The 13515-nt window shown below is 41.0% G+C and carries 6 protein-coding genes; all 6 read left to right on the plus strand.

Annotation, left to right across the window (positions count from 1 at the left end; all coding sequences use genetic code 11):
• Positions 1-23 precede the first annotated feature (23 nt).
• Positions 24-2915 carry a glycoside hydrolase family 16 protein gene (locus Q4489_RS05055; protein ID WP_303477839.1) on the plus strand — a complete coding sequence of 964 codons (2892 nt, stop codon included), beginning with the start codon at positions 24-26 and terminating at the stop codon, positions 2913-2915.
• 72 nt (positions 2916-2987) lie between these two features.
• Positions 2988-5948: a TonB-dependent receptor gene (locus Q4489_RS05060; RefSeq protein ID WP_303477841.1), complete on the plus strand. Its 2961-nt coding sequence runs from the start codon at positions 2988-2990 to the stop codon at positions 5946-5948.
• A 120-nt stretch (positions 5949-6068) separates the two neighbouring features.
• The gene (locus Q4489_RS05065; protein ID WP_303477889.1) at positions 6069-7313 is read left to right on the plus strand and encodes a sugar MFS transporter; all 1245 of its coding nucleotides are present in this window, start codon (positions 6069-6071) and stop codon (positions 7311-7313) included.
• Complete coding sequence (locus Q4489_RS05070; protein WP_303477843.1) at positions 7313-9874, plus strand: glycoside hydrolase family 3 protein; 2562 nt, start codon at positions 7313-7315, stop codon at positions 9872-9874. The genes Q4489_RS05065 and Q4489_RS05070 overlap by 1 nt, the downstream gene beginning before the upstream one ends.
• Before the next feature lie 334 nt (positions 9875-10208).
• Positions 10209-12152, plus strand: a complete 1944-nt coding sequence (gene acs, locus Q4489_RS05075; protein WP_303477846.1) for an acetate--CoA ligase — start codon at positions 10209-10211, stop codon at positions 12150-12152.
• A gap of 267 nt (positions 12153-12419) precedes the next feature.
• Positions 12420-13514, plus strand: a complete 1095-nt coding sequence (locus tag Q4489_RS05080; protein ID WP_303477848.1) for a 3-deoxy-7-phosphoheptulonate synthase — start codon at positions 12420-12422, stop codon at positions 13512-13514.
• Position 13515 lies beyond the last annotated feature (1 nt).

Here is a 13515-nt window from a genome sequence, read left to right on the forward strand (position 1 = left end):
TTGTCTAACGTGGAAATGACAATATGAATACAACAATTAGAATATTAAAAACATTACTTGCAAGTACTGCAACTGTAGCCCTCATTGGTTGCGGTGGTGGTGCAGAAACAAGTACAACATCAACAAGTGTTGAACCAACACAACCAGTGTCAGACTGGGAAATGGTCTGGAATGATGAATTTGATACCGATGCCATTGATAGTCAAAAATGGAATCATGAAATTAACTGTGTTGGCGGGGGGAATAACGAAAAACAATGTTATACCGACAACCCAGAGAACTCTTACATTGAAGATGGTATTTTACATATCGTCGCGTTACCAGCCGAAGAAAGTGCTGATTTACCTTATACATCGGCACGATTAAATACTAAATACAAAGGCGATTTTAAATACGGTCGTTTTGAAGTGCGGGCAAAACTACCGAGTGGCCAAGGTAGTTGGCCAGCGTTTTGGATGCTACCCACAGATAACGTGTATGGAGGTTGGCCAAAGTCTGGTGAAATAGACATCTTGGAAGCGGTAAACTTAAACGTTATTAATGCTGATGGTGAAGTTGAAAATAATGTTCACGGTACACTACATTACGGAAAAGACTGGCCAAACAATGAATCTAGCGGTAGAGCATATCAATTACCAAGCGGTGCTAGCCCCGCAGACGATTTTCATACTTATGCCATAGAGTGGCAAGAAGGTGAAATTCGTTGGTATGTAGATGATTATTTATACCAAACACAACGACGATCAACGGTACGGTATAATAGTAAAGATGAGCCAGTTGGTTTATCTCATCGTGGTTGGTTTACTGAATTTTTCGATCAAGGTAGTGGTGAGTTAATTACGCATTGGGATAATTCGCCGTTTGATCAAGAATTTCATTTACTCCTTAACTTAGCTGTAGGCGGCGACTGGCCAGAGAATGTCAATAATTTAGGGATTGATGCCACCGCATTTGCCGAAGGGCAGCATTTCGAAATCGACTATGTACGTGTGTATCAATGTCAACAAAATCCAGATACAGGTAAAGGTTGTGAAACGGTTCGTGGCGGTTATGACAGCCTCGATGATGCATTAGAAGAAGGCAAAGCGCCGATTCCTTCCCCGCCTTCTACAGGGATACCACAAAATTTAACTATTTTTGATGGTAGTGAAAACCCAAATTGGCCAGCATGGGATTGTTGCGGCGGTTCAACCCCTACGGTTGTAGAAGATGCTCAACAAGGTGATGTGATGGAGTTCGTGGTAGGGGCAACTCCTACGGTTAATGGCTTTACTTCTCGGGAAGAATTTATTACCGACCCTGACGGAAAACCAACACCTTTTGATGCAAGCCCAATTGCAGAAACAGGCACACTTAGTTTTATGATGAATGCGGTTTCATTACCAAATACGGCTGATGCACCATGGATATTGAAAGTCGAAAGCCAAGGTGCTAGCACTGCGGCGGAAATTCCATTAACTGATAGTGTAGAGGGCGTTGCGCCTGTTGCAGGTCAGTGGCAAACCTTTACTTTTTCGCTGCAAACACTTGCTGATGCTGGTCTTGACCTTAGTGCTATTGATGTGGTGATGATATTTCCTGCATGGGGTAGTGGTGAAGGAGCGGTATATCGGGTTGCTGATTTAACAATAGGTGCTGATTTTGCTGCACCCTCATTCACCGTGTTTAGTGATGAAGCAAAAGCGAGCTGGCCGTTATGGGATTGCTGCGGAGGCTCAACGCCTATGGTAGTGATTGATGAAGATGATGCTCACGGCGCAGTAGCTGAGTTTTCTATTGGAGCATCGCCTACAGTAATGGGGTTTGCGTCGCGCGCTGAGTTTATAACCACACCTGATGTACAACCTGAACCGTTTGATGCGAGCGCTATTTTAGCAAATGGTGTTATTCAATTTGATATGAAAATAACATCAGCTCCAAATGTGGCTGATGCTGCTTGGCTGTTCAAAGTAGAAAGTGACAACGCATCTTCAGCAGCAGAAGTTGAATTAACTGCAAGTGTCGAAGGTGTTGCACCAGTTGTAGGTCAGTGGCAAACCTATACTTTTAACCTTGCTGATTTAGCCGATGCGGGTTTAGATGTTAGCGCCTTAGATGTTGTGATGATTTTTCCTGCTTGGGGCAGTGGTGAAGGTGCTACTTACCGAGTAGATAACGTAAAAATCTATGATCCGAATGCTTCGTCAGGCTTCAATGGTCATGTACTTTTCGCTGACCAAGCGCTAGAGCAGTGGTCAATTTGGGATTGCTGTGGCGGTTCAACACCAACGATTGAGAATGATGATACTGAACATGGCTTAACAGCAGAGTTCATTATTGGTTCAACACCAACCGTAATGGGCATTATGGCTGACGATGATGTTTATTTAGATGCCTCAAACCTGTTGTTAAACGGTGTTGTACAGTTTGAAATGAAAGTTGAATCGGCGCCAAATGATAGTAGCGCTGCGTGGTTGTTTAAAATAGAAGCCGGTGATACCACCACTGCTGTTGAACTTGAGCTAACCGCAAGTAAAGAAGGTATTGCGCCAGTTGTGGGTCAATGGCAAACCTATACTTATTCACTACAAGATTTATTTGATGCAGGCCTTGATATTAGCCAAATTGACGTGCTCATGGTGTTTCCTGCCTGGGGCAGTGGAGAAGGTGCCGTGTATCGTTTAGATAATGTCATGATCTATGACCCTAGCAGTGTACCGCAAGCACAAACGCAAACAATATCACTGACATCAAATGGTTTTTATAACCGTGCAACAAAGGAGCATAATTTGTTGTCTTCATTTACCTTTCCGTTACCTGACGTTCTTAGCGTAACCCCAGTTGTTTTCGCTAAGAACACAATGTTGTTATCGCTAGATATAGCAAGAGCAACAAGTAATGAACAGCACTTACAACGAGCTGTGAAAACGTCGTAACACTTGGACATTAACGATTTGATTGCTCAAGCATGATCAAATCAATAAAAATTATTGAATAAGTAGGTAAAAATGAACATGACAAATTTTACAAAGTCACCAATCGCGCTTGCATTAACCGCTATGTTAACGACAATAACTAGCCCCATTGTATTCGCGCAAGATGCTGCTTCAAAAAGTAATGAAGTAGAAATTATTGAAGTTAAAGGCATTAAAGGCAGTTTAACACGTGCAATGAATGTTAAGCGTGATATGTCAGGCGTAGTGGACGCAATTTCCGCAGAAGAAATGGGTAAATTTCCAGACACCAACCTTGCTGAATCATTGCAACGTATTACTGGGGTTTCGGTAAGCCGAAGTAATGGTGAAGGTAGTCAAATTACGGTACGGGGCTTTGGTCCAGATTTTAACTTGATCACCTTAAATGGCCGTCAAATGCCAGGCACTGGTAACACGCGCTCTTATAGTTTAGAAAATCTCGCCTCAGACGGTGTATCAGCACTTGAAGTTTACAAAACCGCTCGGGCTGAGAACCCCAGTGGTGGCTTAGGTGCAACGGTAAATATTGTCACTCGCAAGCCGTTGGCAAGTCCTGGAGAGCGTTATAGTCTCTCGGCGAAAGCAATTCACGATAGTTCAAATGAAGAAGGCAGTGATGTTACGCCTGAGTTTTCAGCGCTATATTCCAATACGTTTTTAGATGACACCTTAGGGGTTGCATTTTCATTTACTCATCATGAACGCGATTTTCAAAAACAATTGGCGAATATCCAAGGTTGGCAAGCTAATGTTGCACTGCCAACTAATTTAGCTGACGACAAGGTGGTCGATCCGCGTGCGATTGATGATGAAGGAAATCGCATTGGAAATCATTTCTTCCCGCGCGATATGAATTACGGTATTGAAAACATAGAACGCGATAGAACCAATAGTCATGTCGTTGTGCAATATATGCCAATCGATGCATTGATTGTTTCATTAGATTATACGCGCACAGAAGCCACAACGGGTATAAATTCAATTGGTTGGGGGCTGTGGAACGATTACGGTGGTAACATTAATGCCTACGAAATTGATGACAACGGTACGGTTGTTTACGCCGATATTAGCGGTAATGACGGCTCTTATACTGCATCGCGAGGCACAACTGATGTTGAAGAAGAATCTATTGGCCTGAACCTAGATTGGCAAGTCACTGATACGTTCAATTTAGTGCTTGATTATCATGACTCTTCTAGCGATATCGACAATGGTGGTGATGAAGGAATGGGCAGTTTTGGCTCGTTGGTATTAGGGTCAGATCAACTTACAACGAAAACCTATGATTATCGCCAAGGTGATATTCCACTTGCTGAGATATATTGGAATAATGGCACAACAGAATTAGCGCCAGGTGAAATTGACTCACATTTTAGCCAATTTATACACTCACCAGGTAAGTCTGAAATAGAACAGGTGCAATTACATGGTACTTGGGAAAATGACCTATTTGATATTCCACTTGTTCAAGTGAAGTTTGGTGGTGCTTATACAGATCAAACCATGGGAGGGTCAAATGCGTGGAGTGGACTCATTGGTGGCTTCTTGTTTAATCCTTCTTGGCCTGAAATGTTTCCAGATGGCATGTTTGTTCGCAATAGTACCGATAATTTCCTTGATGCATTTAGTAGTGGCGGCGCTAATTTAACCCCTAACTATTATTACACCTTTGATTTTGATGAAGTGGTTGCTCGTTCAGAAGCCTTTTTAACCAATGAAGTGCTTGGGGGTGATGATTATTTTGCCACTACCGCTTACCATGATATGGGCACGCTTACCCAAGGTTCAGTACAAGAAGAAACCCAGAGTATTTATTTGCAATCTCAATGGGAATTTGATGTTGCTGAGTTGCCAGTGCAAGTAAATATTGGTGTTCGCTATGAAGAAACAGAAGTTACCAGCCATGTGTTACAACCAGTGCCAACTACTGTTTGGTGGAAAGGTGGTAGTGAATGGCACACGCAGTATTTACCAGGTGATGCAAACTTTTTAGAACAAACAGGCGAACATGATGTGTTCTTGCCTATGATTGATGTAAAAGTTGATTTAACTGATGAATTGGTTGGCCGTGTATCATGGGGTAAAACAATCACGCGTGCACCATTAGGTGATTTAGCTGGTGGCAGAAGTTTATCTGGCAGTCCTAAAATTGGTTCTCGAAATGGTGGCGAAGGTAATACAAACTTAATGCCGTTTGAGTCCACCAATTTTGATCTGAGTCTTGAGTATTACTATGGCGATGCCAGTTACGCATCTGTAGGTTACTTTCGAAAAGACGTTGAAAATTTTATCGGTAGCCAAATTGTTTCAACAACCATTGAAGGCTTTCACGATATTTATTTGGGGCCTCGCTGGAATCAAGCGGTAGCTAACATTGAAGGACGAGGTGAGCAAGCGACTAATGATGCAATATTTGCTGAAATACAAGCCAATGGTTCACCGTTAAATGAACAAGGTTATTTAACTCCCTCATCTGATGACCCGTTAATTTCGTGGGATATTCGACGACCATTTAACGCACCTGATACGAAAACGGTAGATGGAATTGAAGTTGCTTTTCAGCACTTATTTGGCGAAAGCGGATTTGGTTTGGGCATCAATGGCACGATTGTAGATGGCGATGTTGAGTTTGACGTTGACAGCTTAGCACAGCAAACACCGTTAACCGGTTTGAGTGATTCTGCAAATTTTCAGGCTTTCTACGAGAAACATGGGCTGTCTGTCAAGGCAACGTATGCTTGGCGAGATGAGTATTTAATTGGTGTAGGACAAAATGAAGGTTCTTCTGATAATCCTCCGCAGTTTGCAAAAGCTTTTGGCCAATGGGACTTAAGCGTCAATTATGACATCGATGAGCAAACAACAGTCTTTTTCGAAGGTATCAATATCAATAACGAAACGGAACAAGGTTTTGGGAGGTATGAAGAGCAGTTCTTATTTGCTCGCCAATATGGTCCTCGTTACGTTGTAGGAGTTCGATATAGCTTTCAATAAGGTGGTGGTTGTTCGGCGGTAAGTCACCGCCGAACTTTTTTATTGTACGAGAAATTCTCGTGAATTTTTGAAATTTTTTGATAACAACAGATGAAGGAGCGCTTTATGGCTGAGTTTTCGATGTCAGCAAAGCCTGTAACAGAGCCATTACCACCAAAAGGTACTAGTAACAACACATGGGCATTGTGTTCTCTTACTACGCTATTTTTTATGTGGGGTTTTATAACCTGTTTAAATGATATTTTAATTCCTTACTTAAAAGGCGCATTTGAACTGTCTTATACCCAAGCCATGCTGATCCAGTTTTGTTTTTTTAGTGCCTATTTCATTGTGTCGATACCTGCGGGCAATTTAGTGGCAAAGATTGGTTATCAAAAAGGGATTGTTACCGGGTTAAGTATTGCTGCGTTTGGCTGTGTATTATTTTATCCTGCGGCAGCAATGGAAGTGTATTTATTATTTTTAATTGCGCTATTTGTGTTAGCGGCTGGGATCACCATTTTACAAGTGTCAGCGAATCCTTTTGTTAGTGTATTAGGGCCTGTTAAAACGGCGCCTTCACGCTTAACAATGACCCAAGCGTTTAATTCATTGGGTACAACCTTAGCACCATTCTTTGGGGCGTATCTTATTTTTTCAGGCGTAGAAACAACGGCTGAGTCTGGGGCATCTGCTGTTCAGTTGCCTTATTTATTACTTGCAGCTGCGTTACTTTTACTCGCTGGTATTTTTGCGAAATTAACCTTGCCTAAACTAGGTACTGTCGAACAACGTAGTGCAAATTATGCTGATGCACTTAAATTTTCACATTTAAAACTCGGTGCAATTGCTATTTTTCTTTATGTCGGTGCTGAAGTGGCGATTGGAAGCTTTTTAGTGAGTTACTTAAATGATCCTAATATTGCCGGTTTAACAGAAGCCGAAGCATCTCGGTTAATTGCGTATTACTGGGGCGGAGCCATGATAGGTCGCTTTGTTGGGGCTATTGTGATGCAACACATTAGCGCGGGTAAAGTCCTTGCCTTTAATGCTGTTGCCGCCATTGTACTTTTACTATTAACTATTTTTTCTTCTGGTGACATTGCCAAATGGTCGGTGCTGGCAATTGGGCTGTTTAATTCCATTATGTTTCCAACCATTTTTAGTCTTGCTATTAGCGGATTAGGACAGCATGCAAGTCGAGGTTCAGGTGTGTTGTGTCTAGCGATTGTTGGCGGTGCAATTGTACCGCTACTGCAAGGGGTAATGGCTGATGCTATAGGTTTACAGTTAGCATTTTTCTTACCATTACTTTGTTATATTTATATTGCTTTTTATGGCATTAAGGGCTCAGTGCCTACTCAAGTTGAAGGAGTTAAGGAATAATGATGAATGTGTTATTAAAAAATTGTCTGGCGCTGTCATGCATTAGTTTGCTTGGTGCTTGCCAACAAACACACAACACTGAGCAGCAGTACTATGCTGAGAAAGATAAAGCAGCTGAAATATGGCCCAAAATTGTTTCTGATGTAAAAAAAGATCCTGCTATAGAAGAAAAAGTTAACGCGCTATTGTCAAAAATGACACTCGAGCAAAAAGTCGCGCAAATGATCCAACCTGAAATAAGAGATATTAGTGTTGAAGATATGCGTCGTTATGGCTTTGGATCGTATTTAAATGGTGGTGGCTCTTTTCCTAATAATGAAAAACACTCTACTGCGCAAGATTGGATTACTTTAGCGGAACAGATGTACCAAGCTTCTGTTGACGATAGCCTTGATGGCACTTCGATACCAACAATGTGGGGTACTGATGCAGTACATGGACATAACAATGTTATTGGTGCGACATTATTCCCCCATAATATTGGTCTTGGTGCGGCAAACAATCCTACACTGATCGAAAAGATCGCAAAAATAACGGCCACGGAGGTGATGGTCACGGGGATTGATTGGGTATTTGCACCAACAGTTGCGACCGTGAGAGACGACAGATGGGGGAGAACTTATGAAGGATATTCTGAAGATCCTGACATTGTTAAAAAGTATGCCAATGCGATTGTAAAAGGGTTACAAGGTCATGCAGATAAAGATTTTTTGGGTGATGATCGTGTGATCAGTACTGTAAAACACTTTATTGGTGACGGTGGTACGGTGGGCGGAGATGATCAAGGTGATAATATTGCTACTGAACAAGAGCTCTTTGATATTCATGGCCAAGGCTATGTTGGTGGGCTTACTGCTGGTGCTCAATCAGTCATGGCATCATTCAACAGCTGGCATGGAAAAAAACTCCATGGTCATAAATACTTACTCACCAATGTGTTAAAAGAGCAAATGGGCTTTGATGGTTTTGTGGTGGGAGATTGGAATGGTCATGGACAGATTGAAGGTTGTACTAATGATAACTGTCCCCAAGCCGTGAATGCTGGTTTAGATATATATATGGTGCCAACGGATGCTTGGAAACCGTTAATGGAAAATACCATTAAACAAGTCAATCAAGGTGTTATTGCCCAATCAAGAATTGACGATGCAGTGCGTAGAATTTTACGGGTGAAATTTCGAGCAGGTTTATTTAATAAGCCTAGCCCTAAAAATCGTTTATTTTCTGGTAAAACAGCATTAATTGGTCAGCCGTCACATCGCCTTGTGGCTCAGCAAGCAGTTAGAGAGTCATTGGTATTACTTAAAAATAAAGGGAATATTTTACCGCTTAACCCAAACCAACATATTTTAGTTGCAGGCGATGGCGCCGATAATATAGGCAAGCAATCAGGTGGTTGGACAATCACTTGGCAGGGAACAAACAACACCAATGAAGACTTTCCAGGCGGCAGTTCGATTTATCAAGGAATAAAATCGCAGGTGACAAAAGCTGGTGGAAGCGTTGAGTTACATGTTCAAGGTGAATTTAATCAAAAACCAGATGTTGCCGTTGTTGTGTTCGGCGAGGAACCTTATGCAGAAGGGCATGGTGATCGATCAAACTTAGATTATCAACGTGGCATAAAAAGTGACTTAGCGTTATTGAAAAAGTTAAAAGCACAAAACATTCCTGTTGTTTCTTTGTTTATTAGTGGTCGCCCGATGTGGGTAAACGCAGAGCTTAATGCAAGTGATGCTTTTGTCGCCGTATGGTTACCAGGTTCAGAAGGTAAAGCGGTTGCTGATGTGTTGTTAACCGATGAAGAAGGGCAAGTTCAGCATGATTTTAAAGGCAAACTTTCGTTTTCTTGGCCGAAATCGGCTGATCAGCTAGTTAATCGTTTTGATGAAGATAACGAACCATTACTACCTTATGGATTTGGTTTAAGCTATGGCGATAAAAACATACTTTCAGATCAGTTAAATGAACAAACTGCTAAGCTCAGTGAAGATCAAAGCCATGTGAATTTGTTTAATGGACAAATTTCTAAATTATGGCAATTCAATTTAATTGGTGGTGATGAGCAAAAAGTCGTGAATTCTAATACCACCGAACTACCACAAATATCTTACCGCACTATTGATCGCAATGTACAAGAAGATGCTTTTTCTCTAACGAGTAAAGCGGCGAAGCATGCGGGTATTTCAATGACAACCAGTAATGGCTTTCGAGAAGATTTAACTGCTGCGCATGAAGCAGATAATTATCTTGTCATGTCGATGCGTCGAAATAACGATAGGCTAAAAAGTGCTAAGGTCCAGCTAAGTTGTGAAAGCATTGGCGACAAGCCAGGCAGTTGTAGCGGTAGTGTTGCCATTGATACAGTACTTAATCGTTTACCGTTAAATACGTGGCAGAATATAGCCATTCCTTTAGAATGCTTTGCAACACAAGGGGTTAAATTTAGCCAGATTGTTTCCCCTTTCGCTTTATTTATGGCTGGTAGCGGCACTATTTCAGTTAGCGATATTGAATATCGCGCCAGAAAAGACACAGATCAAATGGTTATGTGTCAGTAATTACTACTCAAGCGCTTTATGCTAAAAAAGATAAAGCGCTAGTCTCTTCAAATTTCCCCACCCTCATGACTATCGTTATTATTTATTTTGTCATTTGAATACTCATACTAATAATGACAGCGTTGTCAATTATGTTCAACGGTGATAATGTAAATGTAGGCTAACCTATTTTGTTTATCGTGTAATAAACACTATTCGACTTTAGTTGAGTATGCGAAACGATTTACATGCTATATGATGTTGCCACTTATAAAAAATACAATTGTTGCTAATGGCGTATGCGGTTAGTAGATAAAGCAAGAATATCTCAAGTTATATTTATGAAGGACTTATCATGCAAGAACTAAAGAGTCGTTATCCAGTATCTGCGAGTGCTAAAGCACACACGCATATTGATACAGAAACTTACGAGAAAATGTATCAGCAATCAATCGAACAGCCTGAAAAATTTTGGGCAGAACAAGCTAATCAGTTTTTAGACTGGTCTAAACCGTTTGATACGGTAAGCAATGTTGATTTGAAATCTGGTGATATAAAATGGTTTGAAGGTGGCAAGCTTAATGTCAGCTATAACTGTATTGACAGGCATTTAGCCACAAAAGCAAACGATGTTGCCATTATTTGGGAAGGCGATAATCCAGAAGAAGATTTAAAAGTTACTTATCAAGAGCTGCATGATCATGTATGTCGTTTTGCCAATTTATTAAAGGCGCGTGGTGTTGAAAAAGGGGATCGTGTGTGTATTTATATGCCGATGATCCCTGAAGTTGGCTATGCAATGCTTGCATGTGCGCGCATTGGTGCTGTTCATTCTGTTGTTTTTGGCGGTTTTTCTACAGAATCTATTCGTGCTCGTGTGGACGATGCAGATTGTAAAGTGGTAATTACTGCTGATGAAAGTTTACGTGGCGGCCGTGTTATTCCATTAAAAGCTAACGTAGATGCCGCTGTTGCAGATTGCCCTAACGTACATTCAGTGATTGTTGTTGAGCGTACAGGCGGCGATGTTGCCTACAATGATGCGATTGATGTTAAATATGGCGCTGCCGTCGCTGATTTACCTGCTGTGTGTGAGCCTGAAGAAATGGATGCAGAAGATCCACTGTTTATTCTTTACACTTCAGGTTCAACAGGTACGCCAAAAGGGGTATTACATACCTGCGGTGGGTATTCATTGTATGCAGCAATGACACATAAATACGTGTTTGATTATAAAGATGGTGAAATTTATTGGTGTACTGCTGATGCCGGCTGGATCACTGGTCACTCCTATATTTTTTACGGACCTTTAGCAAACGGTGCAACCACACTTGTGTTCGAAGGGGTGCCAACCTATCCAGACGCTGGACGATTCTGGCAAGTATGTGAAAAACACAAGGTAAATATTTTTTATACTGCGCCAACGGCAATTCGCGCCTTAATGAGTGTAGGTGATGATTATGTCACTAAATATGATTTATCAGATTTGCGTTTGTTGGGCACCGTAGGTGAGCCAATCAACCCAGAAGCATGGCACTGGTATTATGAAGTGGTTGGAAAATTTAATTGTCCGATCGTTGATACTTGGTGGCAAACTGAAACCGGCGGAATATTGATCACTTCATTACCTGGCGCGGTTGATATGAAACCAGGTGCTGCAGGTAAGCCATTTTTTGGTGTTAAACCCGCTTTATTTGATAAAGACGGAAATACACTTGAGGGTGAAAACCAAGGCTTATTAGTAATGACGGGCAGTTGGCCGGGGCAATTACGTAGTGTTTATGGCAATCATGAGCGCTTCATTGATACCTATTTGAGCCAGTACCCAGGTAACTATTTTACTGGTGATGGTGCCAAACGTGATGCAGATGGCTTTTATTGGATCACTGGCCGTGTAGATGACGTATTGAATGTTTCTGGGCATCGTTTAGGTACAGCAGAAATTGAAAGTGCATTAGTACTTCACCCTGCAGTTGCAGAAGCCGCTGTTGTTGGTTATCCACATGAAGTGAAAGGGCAAGGGGTATATGCCTATGTAACACTTATGGCCAATGCTACTGAAACACCTGAACTTAACAAAGAGCTTATTGAATTTGTTGCTAAGGAATTAGGCCGTTTTGCTAAACCAGATTACATCCAATGGGCACCAGGTTTACCTAAGACTCGTTCAGGTAAAATTATGCGTCGAATTTTGCGTAAAATTGCCGAAAATGATATTGGAACGTTAGGCGATACGTCAACACTGGCAGATCCTACTGTTGTTGATAACCTAATAGATAACCGTATTGTTCATGGTTAATTGAGCAGACCAACAACTAAAGCGCCTTACGGCGCTTTTTTTTTGCTTAAAAATTGAGTTTGAGAGTAAGAAATAGATTGCCAGACAAAAAATAACGTGTAAGAATATCATTACAAATTGAGTAAATAAAACTTTACAGATGTACATATAATGATTTTTAATAAATGTTGCTTTTATTATTTCTTGTATTTCTGTTGCTAGGCGCTCTGTTTAGCACATATGTATTATTCTTATATAACTCGCTGTTAAAATTATCTGGAACATAAAATGTCTGAACTTAAATCAAAGGTGATAAGCCCTCAAGGGTCACTAAACAATATTCATGTTAATGCCGAAGAAGTGTTATTAACGCCTGAACAGTTACGCGAAGAGTTACCACTGTCGACTCAGGGCCGTGAATTTATCATTAATGCACGACAAGATATTTCTAATATCATTCATAAAAAAGATCATCGCTTTCTCGTGATCAGTGGTCCTTGTTCTATCCATGACGTAGAAGCAGCTAAAGAATATGCGCAACAGCTAAAAACACTTCATGACCAATATAAAGACACTTTATATATTGTGATGCGTGTTTATTTTGAAAAACCAAGAACAACGGTAGGCTGGAAAGGGCTAATTAATGATCCGCACATGAATGGTTCATTTGATGTAGAGAATGGTTTAAGAAAAGCACGTGAACTATTGTTATACCTAACCGATTTAGGTTTACCGTTGGCAACAGAAGCATTAGATCCGATAAGCCCGCAGTATTTGGCGGAGCTGTTTAGCTGGTCTGCTATTGGTGCTAGAACGACTGAATCGCAAACACATCGGGAAATGGCAAGTGGCTTATCAATGCCTATTGGCTTCAAAAATGGAACTAATGGCAGCTTAGATGTGGCAATAAATGCGATGCAATCTGCTGCTTCTGCACACCGTTTCATGGGAATAAATCAGCAAGGACAAGTTGCCTTGATCACAACATCGGGTAACCCAGATGGACATGTTATTTTACGAGGTGGCAAGAAACCGAATTATCAAGCGGATGATATAGCACTTTGTGAACAGCAATTGGCAAAACATCAATTAGAACCGGGTATCGTTGTCGATTGTTCACACGGTAATTCAAACAAAGATTATCGTCGCCAGACTATTGTCGCCGATGATGTGGTTGAACAAATTGTAAAAGGGAATAAGTCTATTATTGGTATTATGCTTGAAAGTCATTTAAAGGAAGGTAACCAAAGCGCAAATTTACCTAAAACTGAACTACAATATGGTGTTTCGGTGACTGATGCATGTATTGATTTTAGTACGACAAAAGAATTGCTCACGCGAAGTGTTGATCAATTAGCCACTGTTTTAAAAACGAGAATTTAAA

It is taken from the genome of Thalassotalea sp. 1_MG-2023 (assembly GCF_030546745.1).
In the GTDB taxonomy this organism is placed as follows: domain Bacteria; phylum Pseudomonadota; class Gammaproteobacteria; order Enterobacterales; family Alteromonadaceae; genus Thalassotalea_C.

What these genes read in the sequence shown, in the direction of transcription:
- Q4489_RS05055 (WP_303477839.1), top strand. Translation starts at nt 24, where the DNA reads ATGAATACAACAATTAGAATATTAAAAACATTACTTGCAAGTACTGCA.
- Q4489_RS05060 (WP_303477841.1), top strand. Translation starts at nt 2,988, where the DNA reads ATGAACATGACAAATTTTACAAAGTCACCAATCGCGCTTGCATTAACC.
- Q4489_RS05065 (WP_303477889.1), top strand. Translation starts at nt 6,069, where the DNA reads ATGTCAGCAAAGCCTGTAACAGAGCCATTACCACCAAAAGGTACTAGT.
- Q4489_RS05070 (WP_303477843.1), top strand. Translation starts at nt 7,313, where the DNA reads ATGATGAATGTGTTATTAAAAAATTGTCTGGCGCTGTCATGCATTAGT.
- acs (WP_303477846.1), top strand. Translation starts at nt 10,209, where the DNA reads ATGCAAGAACTAAAGAGTCGTTATCCAGTATCTGCGAGTGCTAAAGCA.
- Q4489_RS05080 (WP_303477848.1), top strand. Translation starts at nt 12,420, where the DNA reads ATGTCTGAACTTAAATCAAAGGTGATAAGCCCTCAAGGGTCACTAAAC.